This window comes from Streptomyces griseorubiginosus (genome assembly GCF_036345115.1).
Lineage (GTDB): Bacteria > Actinomycetota > Actinomycetes > Streptomycetales > Streptomycetaceae > Streptomyces > Streptomyces griseorubiginosus_C.
The window spans coordinates 5,998,880-6,020,003 of record NZ_CP107766.1 but is presented as its reverse complement, the minus strand read 5'-3'; the positions used below and the strand labels follow the sequence as shown (position 1 = coordinate 6,020,003).

Sequence of the window (21,124 nt, the reverse complement as noted above, 5' to 3'; positions counted from 1 at the left end):
CCGGACACAGCGGGTACGTTCTTGCCCGCCGGAAACAGGGCGTCACACTGACAAACCAGTCAACTCGCCCCACCTCCGGCATGGTTCGACGGTTCGCACGAGAGGACCCGGCCATGGCGTCGTCACAGGTGACCTCGTCCCAGTCCCCCATGCCACCGCGGCCGAACCTCGCGTTCCGGCGCCTGCGCGGCCAGCGCTCGCCGGCCGAGTTCGCCGCGGCGGTACGACGGGCCGCGCGCGAGATCGGTGAACGGGTCAGCTGCGACGCGCGCTACGTGGGCCGCGTCGAGGCGGGCGAGATCCGCTGCCCCAACTACGCGTACGAACGGGTGTTCCTGCACATGTTCCCCGGCCGCACGCTCACCGACCTGGGCTTCGCGCCCCGCTCGACCGTGCGCGGACGCCGGTCACGGGACGCGTCTGAGACGCCGGGGGCCTACGAGCCGTATGACACGCAAGACACGCAGGACCCTGACGAGACGTACGACAACTACGAGGAGAGCGACGTGCTGCGTCGCGCATTCATGACCGGCGGGGGCGCCACGGTGGCCGCCGCCTCGCTGGGCCCCTTCGGACTCGCCGCCGACGCCACCGCCGCCGGGCGGCCGGTGCGCCGCGCCGGGGCGAGCGAGGCGGGTGCCCTGGAGGAAGCCGTCCGCAGGATCCGGTTGCTGGACGACCGGCACGGCGCGGACGGTCTGTACCGGCGCGCGGCAGCGCCGCTGCGCGCTGCTTACGCGCTCCTTGACGCCGGCGCGACCCGGCAGACCACCGCCGACCGGCTGCACTCGGGCGCGGGTGAACTCGCCATCTCCGTGGGCTGGCTGGCGCATGACTCGGGACGGTTCGACGACGCCCGCTCGCACTACGCGGAGGCTCTCGCGACAGCCCGGGTGACCGGTGACGACGCCCTGGAGGCGCACGCCTTCTGCAACACGGCCTTCCTCGCGCGGGACACGGGCCGGCCCCGGGAGGCGGTGCGGGCCGCGCAGGCCGCGCAGCGGGTCGCCCGGCCGCTGGGCTCGGCCCGGCTGATGTCGCTGCTCTCGCTGCGCGAGGCGGGCGGCTGGGCGGGCCTCGCCGACCGCACGGGGTGCGAGCAGGCCCTCGCCCGCGCGCAGGCCTACTTCGAGCGCGGCGTCCGCGACGCGGACCCCGAGTGGATGAGCTTCTACGGCGAGGCCGAACTGGAGGGCCTGGAGGCGCAGTGCTGGTCCACGCTGGGCGACTGGCGCCGGGCCGCCCGGCACGCGCGCCGGGCGGCGGATCTCCAGGACCCGCACTTCACCCGCAACATCGCGCTGTACACGGCCGAACTGGCCGACGACCTGGCCCGGGGCGGCCGGCCCGACGAGGGGGCGGCGGCGGGGCTGCGGGTGCTGGAGCTGTTGGGCGAGGTCCAGTCGTCCCGCATCCAGACGATGCTGGCGGGCACGGCGAGGGTGCTGCTGCCGCATCGGAGGGCGGCGGGGGTGTCGGCGTTCCTGGAACGCCATGCGTCTACGCCGAGGACTGCGTGAGGGGGCTGGTTCGTCGTCTGCGGCCCGGTGGGGGCTTCTCGCGCAGTTCCCCGCGCCCCTTAAAGACGTGACTGCACGCACCTCAGGGGCGCGGGGAACTGCGCGACCAGCCCCCACCGGCCGGAAGCCGAACCGCTACCCCAGATGCCCCAAGTCGTTCCAGCTCTCGATCGCCGGCTCCCCATAGGCCCAGCCCAGCACCGAAAGAGACGTCGGATTAAGCCGTATCCGCGCAGCGAAATCAATCGGCAACCCGAGCCACCGCGCCCCGATGGACCGCAGGATGTGCCCGTGGGCGAACACCAGCACATCCCGGTCCGCGGACCGGGCCCACGCCACGACCTCGTCCGCCCGCGCAGCGACCTGCTCCAGCGACTCCCCCGAAGGGACCCCGTCCCGCCAGATCAGCCACCCCGGCCGCACCGCCTGGATCTCCTCCGGCGTCATGCCCTCGTACGCGCCGTAGTCCCACTCCATGAGCGTGTCCCAGGTGGCCGCCCGCTCCCCGAACCCGGCGAGTTCGCAGGTCTCACGCGCGCGTGCCAGGGGGCTCGTGCGGATCTCCACTCCGGGGAGGCCGTCGTACGGCGCCCGGTGCAGCCGTTCGCCGAGCAGCTTGGCCCCCCGCCGGCCCTCCTCCAGAAGCGGCACGTCCGTCCGGCCCGTGTGCTTGCCGGACAGCGACCACTCGGTCTGTCCGTGCCGGGCCAGCAGGATGCGCGGTGCCATGAAGAAACCTTTCCGGGGGAAAACGGAGGCGGAACCCCTCCATCATCGCGCACCCTGTGGGAGGGCAACCCAAGGGGCGATCTCTGCGTCTTCGAGGACCGAAGGCGCTGCGTGGGGGCACTCCACAGGGGCCCGCACATACGCCGTAAAGTGGCACGACCGGACAACGACCGTCGGAAGCCGCGCGAAACGAAGGGGGACAGGATCGGATGCCGCTGACCGAGACACCAGGCACCGAGGCAGTCCCGGACACGCGGCTGCGCTGGTGGACCGAGCTCCCCCTGATCGTGCTGGTGTACGCCTGCTACAGCGCCGGCCGGCTCCTCGCCAGGGGCGACGTCACGGGAGCCGTCGACCACGGTCTGGCGATCCTCAAGGTCGAGAAGTTCCTGCACATCAACGCCGAGCACCCGCTGAACCGGCTGTTCACCGACCAGGCGTGGATCGGCGTACCGGCGGACTTCTGGTACGCCTCGCTGCACTACCTGGTGACGCCCGCCATCCTGGTCTGGCTCTTCCGCTCCCGCTCCGCGCACTACCGCGCGGCCCGCACCTGGCTGATGACGTCCACCTTCATGGGCCTGATCGGCTTCACCCTGCTGCCGACCTGCCCGCCCCGCCTCCTGTCGGCGGGCCACGGCTTCGTCGACACCATGGCCCAGTACAGCTCGTACGGCTGGTGGGGCGGTGAGGCGAGCGCCCCGCGGGGCATGGGCGGCATGACCAACCAGTACGCGGCCATGCCGAGCCTGCACGTCGGCTGGGCCCTGTGGTGCGGTGTGATGCTGTGGCGCTACGGCGGCACGCGTATGACCAAGGTCGCGGCTGTCGCCTACCCGCTGATCACCACGATCGTGGTCATGGGCACCGCGAACCACTACTTCCTCGACGCGGTCGCGGGCGCGGCCGTGATGGGGCTCGGGTTCCTGCTCGCCCCGTACGTCAGCCGGGTCGCGGGGCGGGCCACTGCGGGCATCCGGGCCCGGATAGAAACCGTCACCGTGGCCTCTCGGGACGCAGAGCCCTCAATTGTCAGTGGCGGATGCCAGACTTCGGCGGGTGAGCACATTCCACGGCAGCGCGAGTCCCGGTTCGCCCCAGGAGCCGAGCCGAGTGCCGCTCCCACGGACGCGGGGGACGGCGCTCCGGCAGCGGCTCGCTGAGCTGCGCGGTCCCGAGGTACCGGCCAAGGCACTGGACGCCCGCGCCCTCGCGGCCCTCGCGGCGAACCCCGGGTGCAAGCGGCGCGCGATCCTCGACGGCGCCGGGGTGAACAAGACGGCTCTGGCGAGCGCGCTGGGCGCGCCGTCGGCCTTCGGTCAGTCGCAGTTCGCCCTGACGCGCGGCAATGCCTTCGAGGCGAAGGTCAAGGCGGACGGCGGCGCGGAGCTGCTGCGGCTGGTGCACGAGCGCCTGGACCGCGGCGCCGAGCCGCCCGCCGAGGCCCAGGTCCCCGACCTCACCGCGATCGGCCCCGAGGGCCGTACCGCGCGGACGGCCCTCGCCCTGCGGGAGGCGACCGCCGGTGCCTGGACGCTGCTCGACCACCCCATGCTCGCGCTCGACGTGGCCGGTTCGCCCGCCTTCCTGGAGCCGGACGCCGTGGTGGTGCACCCGGACGGCAGCTGGACGGTCGTGGAGATCAAGTCCTTCCCGATGCTGGACGGTTCGGCGGACCCGGCGAAGGTGGGCGCGGCCGCCCGCCAGGCCGCGGTGTACGTCCTGGCGCTGGAGGAGGTCGCGGCCCGGATGGAACCGGCGCCGAGGGTCCGCCACCGCGTCCTTCTGGTCTGCCCCAAGGACTTCTCCAACCTCCCCACCGCCTCGGCCGTCGACATCCGCAAGCAGCGCGCGGTCACCGCCCGCCAGTTGACCCGCCTCACCCGCATCCAGGACATCGCCGACGCCCTGCCCGACGGCACCTGTTTCGCCCCGGACCTGCCCGCGGCCGAGCTGACGGCGGCGGTCGAGTCGGTCCCGGCGACCTACGCCCCCGAGTGCCTGTCCGCCTGCGAACTCGCCTTCCACTGCCGCGACCGCTCCCGCGCGGAGGGCGCGGTGACCTCCCTGGGCCGCTCGGTCCGCGCGGAGCTGGGCGGTCTGACGACGGTGGCGGAGGTGCTGGCGGCGGCCCGCGGCGAGACGGGGGACCCCGACGACCCGGCGGTGGCGGCCCTGCGGAGAGCGGCCCAGCTGCGGGCGGAGGCCCTGGGGGTGCCGGCGGAAGCTCCGAGGGTGCCGGCCGAAGTTCCGGGGGTGCGGGCATGTCGCTGATCGCCACCCTCGCCCGGCTGGAAGCCGTCAGCACCGGTCGCGCCCAGCCGGCCGCGACCGTCCGCCACCGCCATCTCTCCGACCAGCCCCTCGTCCTCGTCCCGCTCACCACCGCGGGCGAGGCTGGTGCCCCGCTCGGGGCGCTCGTGGGGACCGACCGGGACGCCCCGCACCTCCTGGTCGTACCGCAGCCGCGGGACCGGGACCTCAGGTTCGCGTTCCTGGCCGAGCTGGCGGACATCGTGCTGCCGTACGTCGACGGGTACGCGGCGGCGGTGGAGGCCGCCGAGCGCAACGAGACCGATCCGGAGACCGGCAAGCGCGTCAAGGTCGAGGTCGAGCTGTGCGCGGACGCCCCGCAGCTGATCCTGCCGAGCCGCGCGGGCGTCGATTTCGTACGGCTGCTCGGGCGGTCCATGCGGTTCCGGCGTACGGCTGAGCAGGACCCGGAGACCCCGTATCCGGCCCCGCCCAGGGTGCCGTTGCTGGGCCGGTGGCTGACCCACTTCGGGGAGCGGGCCCGGGTGCCGGGCTCCTCGCTGCTGCCCGCGATGACGGACCTGCTGGCCCGGCACTGGTCCACCGGTCAGTCCACCCTGGAGGACCAGCACCTGGGCGCGCTGCTCGCGTGGATCGACCCGCCCGAGGGCCGCTCCGGTGCCGAGGCCGCGCTGGAGGCCGAGCTCGCCCGGGACGAGCAGGGCCAGTTGCGGCACCCGCCGGCCGGTCCGGCCACCGACCCGGCGTTCGACAACAAGCTGCTCGCCCCCGCCTTCGAGCGCTACGACCGCGCGCGGACCGCCCTCGCCGCCGCCGAGGACGGTCTGGAGGCCGACGACCGGCTCGGCGCGCTCACCGCCGCCGAGCAGGAGATCCGCGCGCTCGTCCTCAGCCGGACCCGCCCCACCTGGGACGCGGTGTGGCGGGGCCTGGACCTGCTGCGGGCGCTGCCCGAGGGAGCGCATGTCGAGGAGCGGTGGACGCGCGACCGGTGGTCGTTCACGAGTCACCGCGACCGGGTCGTGGCGGGCGAGCCCCCGCAGCCGCGCCGCGACGACGCGGTGACCGCCGCCAACAAACTCACCTCGCGCGAGCGCGAACAGGCCCGTCTGGAGGCGCAGGAGGCGCTCGACGACCCGCTGGTGATGGCGGGGCGGCGGCTGGCCGGGGAGGCGTTCGCCGGGGAGGTCACCGACGTGGTGATGACGTACAGCGAGGGCAAGCGGCCGAGCCCGCGCCCGTTGGTCACCGTCCGGACGGACGACCGGCCGCATCTGGGCGAGCGGGCCAAGGTGTACCGCTCGCTGGGCGGGAAGCCGCAGGCGGCGGAGTTCGTGGGGTACGAGGACGCTCCTGACGGCAGTGCGCTGATCGTCCTCAAGATCCTCGACAAGATGGGGCGCGGCAAGGAGCCGGAGGCCGGGTCGGTGCCGGAGAAGGGCGACCGGATCTGCTTCACGCTCTTCGAGCACGAACAGCGCGGCGGCGCGAAGCTGCCCGACCCGGAGGACACGCCCTGGACGCACGGCGGTCCGCCCGGTGAGGCCGTGCAGGAGACCGCCGATCCCGTGACCCCGGAGGACGTGCTGTGACCACCCAGGTCTTCGATGCCGGAGCGGCCGCCGGCGCGGCCACCGACGCGATCCTCCACGACACCCTGCACGGCACCCACCGCGGTGTGGTCGTCGACTCCCCGCCCGGCGCCGGAAAGTCCACCCTCGTCGTCCGCGCGGCGCTGGAACTGGCTGACGCGGGGCGCCCGTTGATGGTGGTCGCGCAGACCAACGCCCAGGTCGACGACCTCGTGCTCAGACTGGCCGAGAAGAACCCGGAGCTGCCGGTCGGGCGGTTGCACAGCAGTGACGCCGACCCGTACGACAAGGCGCTGGACGACCTGCCCCAGGTCCGCAAGTCGGCGAAGGCGGGTGATCTCACCGGCCTGCCCGTGGTGATCTCCACGGCCGCCAAGTGGGGGCATGTGAAGGTCGACGAGCCGTGGGCGCACGCGATCGTCGACGAGGCCTACCAGATGCGGTCGGACTCGCTGCTGGCGGTGGCGGGGCTGTTCGAGCGGGCGCTGTTCGTGGGCGACCCGGGGCAGCTGGATCCGTTCGCGATCGTGGGCAGCGAGCAGTGGGCGGGGCTGTCGTACGACCCCTCGGCCTCGGCGGTGACGACCCTGCTGGCGCACAACCCCGAGCTGCCGCAGCACCGCCTGCCGGTGTCGTGGCGTCTCCCGGCGTCCGCCGCGCCGCTCGTCTCCGACGCCTTCTACCCGTACACGCCCTTCCGTAGCGGCACGGACCACGACGACCGCCGGCTCGCCTTCGCCGTCCCCTCGGACGGCTCGGGCCCGGACCGGGTGATCGACGCGGCGGCGGAATCCGGCTGGGGCCTGCTGGAGCTGCCCGCGCGGCACACTCCGCGCACGGACCCGGAGGCGGTGCGGGCGGTGGCCTTGGTCGTACGGCGACTCCTCGACCGGGGCGGGGCGGCCACGTCGGAGCGCTCACCGGACCCGGCTCCCCTGACCGCCGACCGGATCGCCGTCGGCACGGCGCACCGGGACCAGGCGGCGGCGGTCCGCGCGGCGCTGGCCGACCTGGGCGTCACGGAGGTCACCGTCGACACGGCGAACCGTCTCCAGGGCCGCGAGTACGACGTCACGGTCGTCCTCCACCCGCTCTCCGGCCGCCCCGACGCCACCGCCTTCCACCTCGAGACGGGCCGCCTGTGCGTCCTGGCCTCCCGCCACCGCCACGCCTGCATCGTGGTCTGCCGAGCGGGCGTGACCGACCTCCTGGACGACTACCCGTCGACGGAACCGGTCCAGCTGGGAACCCTGGTGAAGTTCCCGGACGGCTGGGAGGCGAACCACGCGGTGCTGGCACGGCTGGCGGAACACCGGGTGCCATGGCAGCCGTGACCGGCCCCCGACATCCCCACCGCCGGACGGAGTCCGGCCCGCCGCCGGAGGCGGCCGATGAATACAGCCCGGACGGCTGGGAGGCGAACCACGCGGTGCCGGCACGGTTGGCGGAACACCGGGTGCCATGGCAGCCGTGACCGGCTCTGGACTTCCCGGCCCCCCAGGGCCGCCGTGAGCGGGAACATCGCCGGGGCCGTAGTGCTTGGTACCGCCGGAGGTGGACCGCCCTCTTGCACGGGCGCGGGACAATGGACGGTGGCCCATGCACAGGCGGGCCGTCGGTACGGACGAGGTACGAGGAGGATGAAGACATGGCGGAGCCCACGCCGCGTCGGAACGAACCGCGGCTACGCCCCGCGCCCCTGCTGTTCGAGCCCGCACAGGTGGCCGACGACCCGGAGCACTTCTTCGACCTGGAGTCGATCGACGACCCCCGCGCGCAGCTGACCCGGGCCACCGAGCTGGCGCACGCGTTCCGCGCCGCGGCGGACCGCGCGGTCGAGTTCCAGGCGATGGCGGCGGCCCAGCTGGCCGACCCCCGGCGCTTCGACCGGCTCACCGCGGCGGACATCGCCGAGCGTGCCGAGTGGACCGAGGACTACGCGAAGAAGATGGTCGAGTTCGGCCGCGATCTGCTGCGCGGTGCGGAGGGCGGCGGCCCCGGGCACGCCGACCCCGTCTGAGCGGGCGGCCCCCGCAGCCGTCGTACCGCCCGAGTAAAGCTTTGGCATATGCCAGGCGGGCAAGATACTCCCCTTCACCCTCCCCTGTCCCCGTTTCCCGCAACCCTCAGGAATCGCGCGCTCACGCCCGGTACCTGTAGATGACATGAGCACTCGCGACGAACCCTTCTCCGACCGCTTCGACGTGTCGGGCGTCACCGCGGACGGGGCCGCCTGGCTCGCCTCGGCAGGAACGTATCCGCGCAGCACCCTGTCGCTGTGGGAGGAGCGGCCCACCGCTCCGGTGGTGCTGCCCTGCGGCACCGCCTTCGACGTGGTCAGCGTCCCCGCGATGTTCGGGCGCCGGATGCTGGACCGGCTGTGGGACGAGGGGCCGGGCTCGGGGCCGGTGGCGACGCTGCGGGGTCGGATGCTGTTGTTCTCGGCGCCGGGTACGGCTCAGCGGCTGCCATCGCTGCTGCGGTGGGAGGAGTTCGGCCGTACGGCAGCGATCCCGCCGCTGCTGTGTCACGGCACCGGGGACGCGGTGACCGTACCGGCCCCATTGAGCGCCGCGAACTCCGGGCTCACCTCGCGCTGGCTGGTCGCTCCGGACACCCGCCACCCCTGGCTGCCGGGCCCGGAAATCCTGGTCTGGGCGGCGGTCCGAGCGGCCCGGAACGCCGTGCGGATTTCGATTTTTCCCCCAGCCGATCAGGATGCTAAGGTCTACGACGTCAGCAGGCGCCGCTAGCTCAGTTGGTTAGAGCAGCTGACTCTTAATCAGCGGGTCCGGGGTTCGAGTCCCTGGCGGCGCACGACGTCGATGGCGAGGCATGTTCGCGGAAAGCGCGAACCGGCCTCGCCGTCGTCATTTGTGCGCGGCTGCGCCGCGCGTTGTGGGGGCTCCGCCACCCACACCCCGCCGAGGTCGGCCACCGTACCGTCGGCCAGGGGTCACCCCGCTGTGATCTCCACATTCCACGCCCCCGACACCGTTCGGTCCATCACCCTGACGCGGACCTTGGTGTCCGGGATCATGAAGGTCTCGCCGGAGTCGACGGGGGCGTCGGCCAGGGGTGGGTAGACGGAGTTCTCCCAGCAGGCCTCGGTGCGGGGGTGGGCGTCGATGACCTGGACGGGGCCGCTTCCGGACGCGGCGCCGCTGTGGACGCGGTAGACGAGGACACCCTGGCGGCAGACCGCCGCGTCGTTGCCCACCGCCTCCCGCGCCTCGAAGGCGAGCGCGCTGTCCACCCCGGTGCGCACGACCGCGAGCTTGGTGCCGCGGCCCAGCCCGAAGATGCCGGCGTTGCCGGGACCGGCCTCCAGCGGCTCCAGCGTCAGCCGCCTCGGCTTCGGCCCCCGTACGCACACCACCTGCCGCCGCTCCAGCCAGCCCAGCTTCCACTTGTGCCAGGCGAACAGGTCCGGGGCGAGTCCGAACTGGCTGCCCATCAGGTCCCAGTCGCCGACGTACGTGTCCCAGTCACCCTTGCCGTCCGCGGGCCGGTGGTAGAGGTCCGGCAGGTCGAACACGTGCCCGGTCTCGTGGGCCAGCACCAGCTGGTCCGGCGGGTGCTTCTCGAAGACGGTGACCACCCGGCGGATGTCCGTGCCGTCCGCCCGCAGCGGCACGTCCAGGTTGACGACCTTCGTGGCGTCCGAGTCGACGCCGGGCGCGTCCGGGTCGGCGACGAAGTAGACGACGTCGTAGCGCGAGAAGTCGACCTGGGCGTCGGCCGCGGCGAGCGCGTCGTGGAGATAGGCGGACCGGTCCTCGGCGCTCCAGTCGCGCTGTATGGCGTACGCCGTCGACGGGCGCGGCATCCGGATCCAGTGCCGCAGCGGGTGCGGGCGCAGGGTGAAGCGGCCGTAGGAGGCACGGGAGAAGAAGTCGGTGGTGGCCGGGAAGTGGTCGGCGGTCAGCTCGGCGGGGCTGGTCAGGGGCGGGGCGTCCGGGAAGGACAGGAAGACCATCACCGCGTCGAGGGCGCGGGCCGGGCGCGGATAGGCGGTGTTCCAGGTGTCCAGGCCCTCCGAGTGGTGGGCCTCGGTGCGCTCCAGGGTGCAGGGCGCCGAGAAGAAGGGTTCGGCCACCGAGGGGCCGGTGACGAGGGAGGTGGCGGCGAGGGCGGCCATGGTGGTGAACACGGCGGCGGTGCTGCGCAGTCGGGGGCGCGGAAGAGTGCGCGGAAACGGGCGCGGCAACAGGACCTCCGGGAACGGTTCACGGGATACCGCACCCAGCCTGTGTGGTTTTGCAGTAGTACGTCCTGTTTATCTGCACCGGACGAGTGACTTGGCGTGACCTGCCGAACCGGCCGACACCCCCGAATCGCTCACGGAACGTCACAACCGGTCCTGGGCCCGAAGAACCCGTCCAGCTGCGGGCAGAAACGATCTGCCAGAAGGGGTTGCCGGTCCACGAGACTGGGCAATGGCTGGAAGGGCCTCAGGGCAGCCTCTATGATCGGCACACTTTCCTGCGCGGACAGCGATCGAGTGCACTGCGGGAGCTAGCGGTGAACGGAACGTCCGAAGGGCCGGCGCCCGCGGCAGACCTCGACGGGTCGGTCGTAACAGAGAGTGACATCACGACACCTGCTCGTACCGAGCGCGCGACAGCCGCTCGTACCGAGCCGCCGTCGCACCGCGCGGCCTTCGCGGCGGCGCCGCTGGCCATGGCGGTGGTGGACCGCGAGGGCACGGTCGTCGACGCCAACCCCGCCTTCGGCGAGCTGCTCGGCGTCGTACCGCGGGAGTTGACCGGGGCCCTGGCCGCCGACCTGGTGGACCTGACCTCGGACGCGCGCACCTGGCACTCCTACCGCGAGGTGCTGCGCGGCCGGCAGGCGAAGCTGCGCTGCAAGCGGCGGCTCAAGCATCCCGACGGTCATTCCATGTGGGCGCAGATCACGATCACGCCCCTGGCCGACGAGACGCCGGGCGTCCTGCTGTCCGTCGCCGACATCACCGCCCGGCGTGAACTCCAGGCGCGGCTGCGGCACTTGCAGATGCACGACCCGGTGACCCGGCTGCCCAACCGCACCCTGTTCTTCGAGCGGCTGACGGCCGCGCTGGAGCCGGAGTCGTACGAACAGGGCGGCACGGGCCGGATCGGGCTGTGCTACCTGGACCTCGACGGGTTCCAGGCCGTCAACGACACCCTCGGCCACCGGGTCGGCGACCGGCTGCTGGCCGCCGTCGCCGAGCGGCTCACCCGCTGCGCGGGCGAGGCGGGGCAGGGCCGGGCGACCGCGCCCCTGGTGGCGCGACTGGGCGGCGACGAGTTCGCGCTGCTCGTCGAGGACTCCACCGGCACCGAGCAGCTCGCCGACCTCGCCGAGGCCCTGCTGAAGGCCATCCAGGCGCCCTTCGACGTCTCCGGCCACCGGATGTCGGTGTCCGCGTCGATCGGGGTGGTCGAGCGGCGGGCGGAGGGCACCTCGGCGACCGGGCTGATGCAGGCCGCCGACACCACCCTGTACTGGGCCAAGGCCGACGGCCGGGACCGCTGGACGCTGTTCGACCCCGAGCGCAACGCCCACCGCATGACCCGCCAGGCGCTGGCCTCCACGCTCCGGCCCGCCATCGAGCGCGGTGAGTTCCAGCTGGAGTACCAGCCGCTGGTGGGCATGGAGGACGGGCGGCTGCGCGGGGTGGAGGCGCTGGTGCGCTGGAACCACCCGCAGTTCGGGATGCTGACGCCGAATCGGTTCATCGCACTGGCCGAGGAGGACGGCTCGATCGTCCCGCTCGGCCGCTGGATCCTCGCCACCGCCTGCCGGCAGGCCCGGCAGTGGCAGCTGGACCACCCCGACGAGCCGCCGATCTTCGTCAGCGTCAACGTGGCGGTCCGTCAGGTGTGGGACTCCGACCTGGTCGCGGACGTGGCGAAGACCCTCGCCGAGACGGGCCTCGCCCCGCACCTGCTCCAGCTCGAACTCACCGAGTCCGCGGTGATGGGCTCGGCCGGCCGCCCGCTCCAGGCCCTCCAGGCGCTGAGCGACATGGGCGTCGGCATCGCCATCGACGACTTCGGCACGGGCTACTCGAACCTCGCCTATCTCAGCCGGCTGCCGGTGTCGGTGCTGAAGCTGGACGGCTCCTTCGTCCGCGGTTTCCAGTACGAGGGTGAGGGCGTCGCGCCGAACCCGGCCGACGAGGTGGTGGTCGAGGCGATGATCCAGCTGGCCCACCGCCTGGGCCTGACCGTCACCGCGGAGTGCGTCGAGACCTCGGCCCAGGCCACCCGGCTGCGCCGGATCGGCTGCGACACCGGCCAGGGCTGGCTGTACTCGCGGCCGGTGTCGCCGGATCGTATCTCCGGGCTGATGGGCGCCCAGGTCTGACGGTCAGGCCGTCAGCAACCCGAGTCAGGCCGTCGGCAACCCGTAGGCGTCGGCGATGAGTTCGTACGAGCGCAGGCGTACGTCACCGCTGTGGGCGTTGCCCGTGAGCATCAGCTCGTCGGCACCGGTGCGCTTGTGGAGGTCGTCGAGGCCGGAGCGGACCTCGTCGGCGGTGCCGTGGATGACGTTGGCGTTCCAGGAGTTCGCGAACTCCTCCTCCATCGGGCTGAACTCGTAGGCCTCCGCCTCCTCCGGGGTGGGGACCAGGCCGGGGCGGCCGGTGCGCAGCCGGATCATGTTGAGGGCGGCGGCGCGGACCTGGCGGCGGGCCTCCTTCTCGTCGTCGGTGGCGAGGGCGGAGACGCCGATGAGGGCGTACGGCTCGTCGAGGACCGCGGAGGGCCGGAAGGACTCGCGGTAGAGGTCCAGGGCCGGGATGGTGTTCTGCGCCGAGAAGTGGTGCGCGAAGGCGAAGGGCAGACCGAGGGAGCCGGCCAGCCGGGCGCTGAAGCCGGAGGAGCCGAGCAGCCAGATCGGCGGGCGGTGCGGGGACTGGACGCCGCCGGGCGAGGTCGCCTGGACGGGGCCGGGCACCGCGTGGATACGGCGGTAGGGGTGGCCGTCGGGGAAGTCGTCGTCCAGGAAGCGGGTGAGCTCCATGAGCTGCTCGGGGAAGTCGTCGGCGCCCTCGTGGAGGCGGTCGGTGCGACGCAGGGCGGCGGCGGTGGCGCCGTCGGTGCCCGGGGCGCGGCCGAGGCCCAGGTCGACGCGGCCGGGGGCCATCGCCTCCAGCGTGCCGAACTGCTCCGCGATGACCAGCGGAGCGTGGTTGGGGAGCATGACACCGCCCGAGCCGAGCCGGATGCGGGAGGTGTGGGCGGCGAGGTGGGCGAGGATCACCGCGGGGGACGAGGACGCCACGCCTGGCATCGAGTGGTGCTCGGCGACCCAGTAGCGGTGGAAGCCACGGGACTCCGCGAGCCCCGCGATGGCGACGCTGGTGCGCAGGGCGTCGGTGGCCGTGCGGCCGGCGCCGACGGTGACCAGGTCCAGGACCGAGAGGGGTACGGGGGCGGTGCCCTGTGCAGTCCCTCGGATCTCGTCTTCCGCCACGGTGGGGTGCCTCCTGCTCATGAGCCGTGCGCTGTCGTCCTGGCGACAACAGGAGACTGTCCCCGGTTATTCCCGGACGGCGCCCCTCGTCCCCGGAGCCCCTGCTTCCACATCCCGTCCGGTGCCCGGCCGCTTGCCGCACGGGCCCCCGGGTACCCAGAGCACACCATCTGAAGGACCGGAGGGATCGCCCATGACGAGGGAGAACACTTCGCCGGAGTCGGAGATCGGGCCGCTGGAGCCCGGCACCCGGCAGGAAGCCCAGCTGTCCATCCGTATCGCCGACATCGCCTGGACCGCACTCAGCGTGGTGGCCGCCCTGTGGGCCGTCCTGGCCTCCGTCGACGCCGTGCGCGGCAGTGGCTCGTGGGCCTACTGCGCCGCCGCCCTGATCCTGCTGGCCATCGGCCTGACGATGCGGCTGCGCTCGGCGCGCCGCCGGACCCGGATGTGACGAGGGGACCGGCCGTCCCCGGGGTCGGCCGGTCCCCTCGTCCGGTCGCTCACACCTGGACGATCGGCTCCTTGGTGAACAGCGCCCCCAGGGCCGGTGCGTTCACCCTGCGGTCCGTCAGGCGGAGCGCCTCCCAGACGGTGACCTGGTTGGCCGTGAGGACCGGCTTGCCGAGGTCCTTCTCCAGGGCCGGGATGTGGCCGGCCGTGTGCAGGGCCGTGTCCGGGAGGAGGACCGCCTCGGCGTCGGGCGAGTCGGCCTCCCGGGCCAGCGCGAAGACCTCCTCCTCGCCCCAGGTGCCGACCTCGGCCGCGGTGATGATCCCGGCCCCGCGGACCTGACCGACCTCGATGCCGCCCGCCCGCAGGAACTCCGCGAACAGGCCGGCCACGTCGTCCGGGTAGGTCGCCGCGACCGCCACCCGCCCGGCGCCGATCTCCCGCGCCGCGTGCACGAAGGCGAAGGAGGTCGAGGAGGCGGCCATGCCGGCGCTGTGGGCCAGGGTGCGGACCTGCTCGTGGGCGCCCTCCCAGCCGTACACGAAGCTGCCGCTGGTGCAGGCCCAGACGACGGACTCGGCGCCCGACATGCGCAGTTGCTCGACGCCCGCGGCGAGTCGCTCGGCCGAGCCCATCTCCCGGAGGGCGTCCACGCGGTGGGCGTCCGTGCCGATGTCGGTGTGGACCACGTCCAGGCGGATGTCGCTGCCCAGGAGCTGTTCGATGCGCGGATAGTCGTCCTCCGCGGAGTGGCCCGGGTAGAGGAATCCGAGAGCGGTCATGTCCAGCCTTCCTGCTGCTGTTCTCCGTCCGGCAGTCCCCGGACTTCCGGCAGACCCGGAATCTCCGGGCGCGCGGGGCCGCACCGCGCCGCCGGATCGATCAGCGCCTGGTACGGTCCCACGGCTCGGGTACCCAGTCGGCGCAGCGCCGCCCACATGGTCACCTGGTTGGCCGAGATCACCGGTATGCGCAGTTCCGCCTCCAGTTGCGGGATGACGTCGTACGTCGGCAGGTTGGTGCAGCTGATGAACAGGGCCTGGGCGTCGGCCCGTACGGCTTTGTGGGCCATCTCGGAGACCTGGCGGTAGGGCACCTTCCAGATGTGCCGGGTCAGCCCCATGTAGGCGCACCCGGTGACCGAGACGCCCGCCTCGGCGACGTACTCCTCGAGCGACCTGGTCACCGACACGGTGTACGGCGTCACCAGGGCGACCCGGCTCACGCCGAGCTCGGCGAGGGCGGCCAGGAGGGCGCCCGAGGTGGTCAGGGAGGGGACCGCGCCCGCCCTGGTCATGGCCGCGCACATGGCCCGCTCCCCCGCGATCCCGCCGACGAAGCTGCCGGACGTGCAGGCGTAGGCGACGACCTCGGGGGCGATGGCGTTGAGCGTGCGCACGGCCTCGTGCAGGGTCTCGTGCTCACTGACCAGCCGGGCCAGGTCGAGGCTGACCTCGACGGGGACGTACGGGGTGCGGGTCAGATGGAGCGAGATGTCTTCGGGGACCCAGCGCCACAGCTCGCGGTCCAGCGCGAAGTCGAAGGGGGCGACGACACCGACACCGCGCTGCGGGCGCGGACCACCCAGAAAGGAAACGTCCATGGCGGGGACCGGCCTCACGGTGGGAGACGGGGGGACAGCGGAGCGTGCACAACGCCCGTGTTGACGAAGGTAGGTTCGGGTGCGAGCGTGGTCAATCCGCCCATGTCACGCTCACGTCACACCGGAACCACTCCGGCGTTTCCGCCCACGTCAGACGCTCGGCCGCGCCGCGGAAACCGGCGGAAAAAGGTCGGTCGCTCCGCATGATTGTGCAGAAATCGCCCGTGCGGCCCTCCTGGAACCCGCGCGGCTCTCCGCAGAAACGGTGCCTCGATGTCCGTCCCCACCCTTCTCGTCCTCGACGCCGACCCCCTCCCCCGTCTCGGCAGGCTCACCGGCCGGGCCCGGATCGAGCACGCGGACGCGACCACGCTCGCCGAGCGGCTGCCGTCCGCCGACGTGCTGCTGGTCTGGGACTTCACCTCGACCGCGGTGCGTGACGCCTGGCCCGGCGAGGGCCCGCGGCCGCGCTGGGTGCACACGGCGAGCGCGGGCGTGGACCACCTCATGTGCCCCGAACTCGTCGCGTCCGACACGAGGGTGACCAACGCGCGCGGGGTCTTCGACCGGCCGATCGCCGAGTACGTGGCCGCGCTGGTCCTGACGATGGCCAAGGACCTGCCCCGGACCCTTGAACTCCAGCGCGAGGGCGTGTGGCGGCACCGGGAGTCCCAGCGGGTGGCGGGCACGCGCGCGTGCGTGGTCGGCTCCGGGCCCATCGGCCGGGCGATCGTCGCCACCCTCAAGGCGCTCGGCATCGTCACCGCGCTCGTCGGCCGCCGCTCCCGCACCGGGATCCATGGCCCCGACGACCTCGACCGGCTGATGGCCCGCGCGGACTGGGTGATCGCGGCCGCCCCGCTCACCCCGGAGACCCGGGGCATGTTCGACGCCCGCCGCTTCGGCGTGATGCAGCCCTCCGCGCGGTTCATCAACATCGGCCGGGGCCAACTGGTCGTGGAGGAAGCGCTGGTGGAGGCGCTCACCAAACGGTGGATCGCCGGCGCGGCCCTCGATGTCTTCGCCACCGAACCGCTGCCGCCCGAGAGCCCGTTGTGGCGGGTCCCGGGTCTGATCGTCTCCCCGCACATGAGCGGCGACACCGTCGGCTGGCGCGACGAACTCGGCGCACAGTTCGTGGAGTTGTTCGACCGCTGGGACGCGGGCAGATCCCTCACGAACGTGGTCGACAAGGAGCGCGGGTACGTGCCAGGGCACTGAACGCCGAGCGGAGGGGCAGCAGATGCAGGACCTCACCGGACTGACCGCCGTACAACTCGTCGAGGGTTACCGCAAGGGGGAGTTCAGCCCCGTCGAGGCGACCCGGGCGGCTCTCGACCGGGCCGCGGAGATCCAGCCGGAGGTGAACGCCTTCGTGCGCGTGACCGGCGAAGAGGCCCTCGCGCAGGCCCGCGCGTCGGCGGACCGCTGGCGGCGCGGGGAGCCGTCCGGCGCGGTGGACGGGGTGCCGGTCACGGTGAAGGACATCCTGCTGATGCGCGGGGCGCCGACGCTCAAGGGCTCCAAGACGATCCCGGAGAGCGGGAGTTGGGACGAGGACGCCCCTTCGGTGGCCCGGTTGCGGGAGAGCGGGGCGGTGTTCCTCGGCAAGACCACGACACCGGAGTTCGGCTGGAAGGGCGTCACGGACTCGCCGCTGTCGGGCGTGACCCGCAATCCCTACGACCCGACGCGCACCGCGGGCGGCTCCAGCGGGGGCGCCGCGGCGGCCGTGGCGCTCGGTGCGGGGCCGCTGGCGCTCGGCACGGACGGCGGCGGCAGTGTCCGCATCCCGGCAGCGTTCTGCGGGATCTTCGCGCTGAAACCGACGTACGGCCGGGTGCCGTTGTACCCGGCGAGCGCCTTCGGCACCCTCGCCCACGTGGGCCCGATGACCCGGGACGCGGCCGACGCGGCCCTGCTGCTCGACGTGATCGGGGTGCCGGACTCCCGCGACTGGTCGGCGCTCGGTCCCGCGGCCGGTCCGTACTCCGCGGCCCTGCGGGGCGGGGTGCGGGGCCTGCGGATCGCGTACTCGCCGTCCCTCGGCGGCCAGGTGGCGGTGCGGCCGGGGGTCGCCGCGGCGGTACGGCGGGCCGTGGAGCGGCTGGCCCGGCTCGGGGCGTACGTCACCGAGGCCGACCCCGACTTCGCCGACCCGGTGGACGCCTTCCACACCCTGTGGTTCAGCGGGGCGGCCCGGGTGACCCAGCATCTGGGGCCGCACCAGCGGGAGTTGCTGGACCCCGGGCTGCGGGAGATCCGCGGACTGGGCGGCCGGATGAGCGCGCTGGACTACCTCGCCGCGGTGGACGTCCGCATGGAACTGGGCCGCCGCATGGGCCGTTTCCACGACTCCTACGACCTCCTGGTCACCCCTACCCTGCCGATCACGGCGTTCGAGGCGGGCACCGAGGTCCCGAAGGGCTCGGGCCACCGGCGCTGGACCGGCTGGACCCCCTTCACCTACCCCTTCAACATGACCCAGCAGCCGGCGGCGAGCGTCCCCGTCGGTACCGACGGCGAGGGCCTGCCGGTGGGCCTCCAGATCGTCGCGGCCCGGCACTGGGACGACCTGGTGCTGCGGGCCGCGCACGCGCTGTACGAGGCGGGGGCGGCGGGTGTGCCACCCGGGCGGGGTGGGCGCTAGGCCCGGCTGAAGCGGAGGCTTTCGCCGAGGGCCCCCGCGCGCCAGAGGTCGTTGCAGGCCTCGGCCAGGGCGTCCAGGCCCTCGGTCACCTGGCCCCACACGGTTCCCGGCACCCAGCCGACGTCGCCGTTCAGGAGGATGTTGTTGCGCTCGTAGAAGAGGGCCAGGTCGACGACGGTCGCGTCCGGGCGGACCTCGCGGTCGTAGCCGTGGGACGTCGTGCCGAGTTGTGTGCCCGCGAAGGAGAAATAACAGAGATCTCCGGGAATCGGGGTAACTGTCGGGTTTTCCAGGGGCGGTTCGTTTTCCGCGAAGGGCGCGAAGAGGGCGTAGATCTCGTTGCGCGCGTACTTCGCGTGATAGACGTCACCGGCGAGTGGAAGGGCGCTCCATACGGCGGCACAGGTGAGGGGCGCCCGGTCGTCGAGGAGCTTTGCCGTGGCGGTGATCCCGCGCTTGACCAGCGAGACTTCGATGTAACGGTCAGCCATGCATTCCATCGTCCCCCGCCGGTCAAGAGGGCCTCGGTGCGGAACGGGGCTCAAACCGATCTGCATAAGTCGCATCCGGTCGGGTAGCCGCGCCGCCATGGCTCCACCACTGGAACATGGCGCACACATATCCGGAACCACTCGCCGGTCGCTGCTCGCGGGGGTGGCGGCGCTCGGCGCACTGGGCGCCGCGGGCTGCTCACGCGTGGCCACCGCCTCGACCGAGGGAGGCGGCGACCTGCTGGACCGACTGCGGGCGGCAGGTGTCGTACGGCTGGGAATCGCGGGTGAGATCCCCTTCGGTTACATCGACAAGAACGGTGAACTGACCGGTGAGGCACCCGAACTCGCGCGGGTCATCTTCAAGCGGCTGGGTGTGGAAAAGGTGCAGCCGGTGCCGACGGAGTTCGGCTCGCTCATTCCCGGGCTGAATTCGCAGCAGTTCGATGTCGTGGCGGCCGGGATGTATGTCACCCCGGAACGCTGCGAACAGGTGATCTTCGCGGATCCCGACTATCAGATGCTCGATTCCTTCATCGTGCGCAAGGGAAATCCAAAAGGTCTTCACAACTACAAGGACGTCGTCGACAAGAAGGCCAAGTTCGCCACCGGTACCGGCTATGCGGAGATCCAGTACGCCGTCGAGGCGGGTTACAAGGAGAGCGACATCCTGATCGTGCCGGACCAGGTCGCGGGGCTGAACGCGGTGGAGGCCGGACGCGTCGACGTGTTCGCCGGGACCGCGCTGACCACCCGTGAGGTGGTGAAGAAGTCGGCCAAGGCGGAGGCCACGAAGGCCTTCACCCCGACCGTGGGCGGCAAGCCGCACGTCGACGGGGGCGCCTTCGCGTTCCGCCGCACCGAGACGAACCTGCGGGACGCCTTCAACGCCGAGCTGCGGAAGCTGAAGAAGAGCGGGGAGCTGTTCCGGATCCTCGAGCCCTTCGGGTTCACGCGGGCCGAGATGACGGACCTGACCGCGAAGGAGCTCTGCGGCGGATGACCTCCGGACTCTGGGAACTGGTACTCAAGGGCGTCTGGACGACGGTCCAGCTGCTGGTGTTCAGCGCGCTGCTCGCCGCCGCGGTGTCCTTCGTGGTCGGCGTCGCCCGCACCCACCGGCTGTGGATCGTCCGCTTCCTCGCGGGCTTCTACACCGAGGTGTTCCGTGGCACCTCCGCGCTGGTGATGATCTTCTGGGTGTTCTTCGTGCTGCCCCCGGCCTTCGGCTGGCAGCTGGTGCCCATGTGGGCGGGCACGCTCGCGCTCGGGCTGACCTACGGGGCGTACGGCTCCGAGATCGTGCGCGGGGCGCTCAAGGCGGTCGACCCGGCCCAGCAGGAGGGCGGGATCGCGCTGAGCTTCACGCCCTGGCAGCGGCTGCGGCTGATCCTGCTGCCGCAGGCGGTGCCAGAGATGATCCCGCCGTTCTCCAACCTGCTGGTCGAGCTGCTCAAGGGCACCGCGCTGGTGTCCGTGATGGGCATGGGCGACCTGGCCTTCAGCGGCAACCTGGTGCGGCTCGCGCTCCAGGAGAGCGCCGGGATCTACACGTATCTGCTGCTCATCTACTTCGTGATCGCCTTCCTGCTCACCCGGCTGATGCGGGGCCTGGAGAAGAAGCTCAAGGCGGGGGTCGGCAAGGCGCCCACCCGTGAGGTGAAGGTGCCCGAGCCGGTCGGAGGTGGTGTCTGATGGAGTGGGACTGGAGCGCCGTAGGCGACTTCATGCCGCAGTTCTGGGACGGGCTGCTGGTCACCCTGCAGGCCCTCGCGCTGGGCTCGCTGATCTCGTTCGCGCTCGGCCTGGTGTGGGCGCTGCTGATGCGCGCGCCCTCGCGGTTCGTGCGCTGGCCGGTCGGGGTGGTCACGGAGTTCGTGCGCAACACCCCGCTGCTGGTCCAGCTGTTCTTCCTCTTCTACGTGCTGCCCGAGTGGGGCGTGACCCTGTCCGCGCTGGCCACCGGTGTCATCGGGATCGGGCTGCACTACTCGACGTACACGATGCAGGTCTACCGGGCCGGTATCGAGGCGGTTCCGACCGGCCAGTGGGAGGCGGCGACCGCGCTGAACCTGCCGAGGATCAGGACCTGGCAGGTGGTGATCCTGCCGCAGGCGATCCGCCGGGTGGTGCCGGCCCTCGGCAACTACGTGATCTCGATGCTCAAGGACACCCCGATGCTGATGGTGATCACGGTCCTGGAGATGCTCGGCGAGGCGCGGCTGTTCGCGCAGGAGCACTTCCAGTTCACCGAGCCGCTGACCGTGATCGGCGTGGCCTTCATCGTCATCTCCTATCTGGCCTCCCTTCTCCTGCGATCCCTGGAGCGACGTCTTGTCCGCTGA

General features: G+C 72.3%; 20 protein-coding genes and 1 tRNA gene. 15 read left to right on the top strand and 6 right to left on the bottom strand.

Annotation, left to right across the window (positions count from 1 at the left end):
• The first annotated feature begins 113 nt into the window (after window positions 1-113).
• Window positions 114-1,520 (top strand): tetratricopeptide repeat protein, encoded by a 1,407-nt coding sequence (locus OHN19_RS27340; RefSeq protein ID WP_330266727.1) that lies wholly within the window; start codon window positions 114-116, stop codon window positions 1,518-1,520.
• Window positions 1,521-1,655: 135 nt separating this feature from the next.
• Here the strand turns inward: OHN19_RS27340 and OHN19_RS27335 are convergent, their stop codons facing one another.
• A complete protein-coding gene (locus OHN19_RS27335; RefSeq protein ID WP_330266726.1) occupies window positions 1,656-2,249 on the bottom strand; it encodes a histidine phosphatase family protein in 594 nt (197 codons plus the stop codon).
• Window positions 2,250-2,458: 209 nt separating this feature from the next.
• Between OHN19_RS27335 and OHN19_RS27330 the strand changes: the two genes are divergently transcribed.
• From OHN19_RS27330 to OHN19_RS27300, 7 genes are all read left to right on the top strand, one after another.
• Entirely contained in the window at window positions 2,459-3,412 is a 954-nt protein-coding gene (locus OHN19_RS27330) for a phosphatase PAP2 family protein (RefSeq protein WP_330266725.1), read from the top strand.
• Window positions 3,363-4,523 (top strand): hypothetical protein, encoded by a 1,161-nt coding sequence (locus OHN19_RS27325; protein ID WP_330266724.1) that lies wholly within the window; start codon window positions 3,363-3,365, stop codon window positions 4,521-4,523. The genes OHN19_RS27330 and OHN19_RS27325 overlap by 50 nt, the downstream gene beginning before the upstream one ends.
• Window positions 4,514-6,115 (top strand): hypothetical protein, encoded by a 1,602-nt coding sequence (locus OHN19_RS27320; protein WP_330266723.1) that lies wholly within the window; start codon window positions 4,514-4,516, stop codon window positions 6,113-6,115. The genes OHN19_RS27325 and OHN19_RS27320 overlap by 10 nt, the downstream gene beginning before the upstream one ends.
• Window positions 6,112-7,449: an AAA domain-containing protein gene (locus OHN19_RS27315; protein ID WP_330266722.1), complete on the top strand. Its 1,338-nt coding sequence runs from the start codon at window positions 6,112-6,114 to the stop codon at window positions 7,447-7,449. The genes OHN19_RS27320 and OHN19_RS27315 overlap by 4 nt, the downstream gene beginning before the upstream one ends.
• Window positions 7,450-7,763: 314 nt before the next feature.
• Window positions 7,764-8,135 carry a hypothetical protein gene (locus OHN19_RS27310; RefSeq protein WP_123760929.1) on the top strand — a complete coding sequence of 124 codons (372 nt, stop codon included), beginning with the start codon at window positions 7,764-7,766 and terminating at the stop codon, window positions 8,133-8,135.
• 145 nt (window positions 8,136-8,280) lie between these two features.
• Window positions 8,281-8,868 (top strand): bifunctional DNA primase/polymerase, encoded by a 588-nt coding sequence (locus OHN19_RS27305; protein ID WP_330266721.1) that lies wholly within the window; start codon window positions 8,281-8,283, stop codon window positions 8,866-8,868.
• A tRNA-Lys gene (locus OHN19_RS27300) sits at window positions 8,859-8,932 on the top strand. The genes OHN19_RS27305 and OHN19_RS27300 overlap by 10 nt, the downstream gene beginning before the upstream one ends.
• Window positions 8,933-9,071: 139 nt before the next feature.
• Here OHN19_RS27300 and OHN19_RS27295 read toward each other — a convergent pair.
• The gene (locus OHN19_RS27295; RefSeq protein WP_330266720.1) at window positions 9,072-10,325 is read right to left on the bottom strand and encodes a M6 family metalloprotease domain-containing protein; all 1,254 of its coding nucleotides are present in this window, start codon (window positions 10,323-10,325) and stop codon (window positions 9,072-9,074) included.
• A 314-nt stretch (window positions 10,326-10,639) separates the two neighbouring features.
• Here OHN19_RS27295 and OHN19_RS27290 point away from each other — a divergent pair, with 314 nt between their 5' ends.
• A complete protein-coding gene (locus tag OHN19_RS27290; RefSeq protein ID WP_330266719.1) occupies window positions 10,640-12,469 on the top strand; it encodes a bifunctional diguanylate cyclase/phosphodiesterase in 1,830 nt (609 codons plus the stop codon).
• Between the two features lie 24 nt (window positions 12,470-12,493).
• Here OHN19_RS27290 and OHN19_RS27285 read toward each other — a convergent pair whose 3' ends face one another.
• Window positions 12,494-13,603: an LLM class flavin-dependent oxidoreductase gene (locus OHN19_RS27285; RefSeq protein ID WP_123760933.1), complete on the bottom strand. Its 1,110-nt coding sequence runs from the start codon at window positions 13,601-13,603 to the stop codon at window positions 12,494-12,496.
• Window positions 13,604-13,775: 172 nt separating this feature from the next.
• On the opposite strand from OHN19_RS27285, the gene OHN19_RS27280 reads away from it, so the two are divergent.
• Window positions 13,776-14,036 carry a hypothetical protein gene (locus tag OHN19_RS27280; protein WP_330266718.1) on the top strand — a complete coding sequence of 87 codons (261 nt, stop codon included), beginning with the start codon at window positions 13,776-13,778 and terminating at the stop codon, window positions 14,034-14,036.
• Window positions 14,037-14,085: 49 nt separating this feature from the next.
• Here the strand turns inward: OHN19_RS27280 and OHN19_RS27275 are convergent, their stop codons facing one another.
• Both OHN19_RS27275 and OHN19_RS27270 read right to left on the bottom strand, forming a co-directional pair.
• Window positions 14,086-14,817 carry a decarboxylase gene (locus OHN19_RS27275; RefSeq protein WP_330266717.1) on the bottom strand — a complete coding sequence of 244 codons (732 nt, stop codon included), beginning with the start codon at window positions 14,815-14,817 and terminating at the stop codon, window positions 14,086-14,088.
• On the bottom strand, window positions 14,814-15,638 hold the full coding sequence (locus OHN19_RS27270; RefSeq protein WP_330266716.1) for an aspartate/glutamate racemase family protein: 825 nt from the start codon (window positions 15,636-15,638) through the stop codon (window positions 14,814-14,816). Before OHN19_RS27270 ends, OHN19_RS27275 begins: the two co-directional genes overlap by 4 nt.
• Before the next feature lie 273 nt (window positions 15,639-15,911).
• Between OHN19_RS27270 and OHN19_RS27265 the strand changes: the two genes are divergently transcribed.
• A complete protein-coding gene (locus tag OHN19_RS27265; protein WP_330266715.1) occupies window positions 15,912-16,859 on the top strand; it encodes a D-2-hydroxyacid dehydrogenase in 948 nt (315 codons plus the stop codon).
• 22 nt (window positions 16,860-16,881) lie between these two features.
• The gene (locus tag OHN19_RS27260) at window positions 16,882-18,288 is read left to right on the top strand and encodes an amidase (protein WP_330266714.1); all 1,407 of its coding nucleotides are present in this window, start codon (window positions 16,882-16,884) and stop codon (window positions 18,286-18,288) included.
• Here OHN19_RS27260 and OHN19_RS27255 read toward each other — a convergent pair.
• Window positions 18,285-18,779: a DUF3830 family protein gene (locus OHN19_RS27255; protein WP_330266713.1), complete on the bottom strand. Its 495-nt coding sequence runs from the start codon at window positions 18,777-18,779 to the stop codon at window positions 18,285-18,287. The genes OHN19_RS27260 and OHN19_RS27255 overlap by 4 nt on opposite strands.
• Window positions 18,780-18,876: 97 nt before the next feature.
• Here OHN19_RS27255 and ehuB point away from each other — a divergent pair, with 97 nt between their 5' ends.
• From ehuB to ehuD, 3 genes are read left to right on the top strand one after another with little or no spacing between them, the layout of a single operon-like run.
• Window positions 18,877-19,782, top strand: a complete 906-nt coding sequence (gene ehuB, locus OHN19_RS27250) for an ectoine/hydroxyectoine ABC transporter substrate-binding protein EhuB (RefSeq protein ID WP_330266712.1) — start codon at window positions 18,877-18,879, stop codon at window positions 19,780-19,782.
• Entirely contained in the window at window positions 19,779-20,474 is a 696-nt protein-coding gene (ehuC, locus tag OHN19_RS27245; protein ID WP_330266711.1) for an ectoine/hydroxyectoine ABC transporter permease subunit EhuC, read from the top strand. Before ehuB ends, ehuC begins: the two co-directional genes overlap by 4 nt.
• A complete protein-coding gene (gene ehuD, locus OHN19_RS27240) occupies window positions 20,474-21,124 on the top strand; it encodes an ectoine/hydroxyectoine ABC transporter permease subunit EhuD (RefSeq protein WP_330266710.1) in 651 nt (216 codons plus the stop codon). The genes ehuC and ehuD overlap by 1 nt, the downstream gene beginning before the upstream one ends.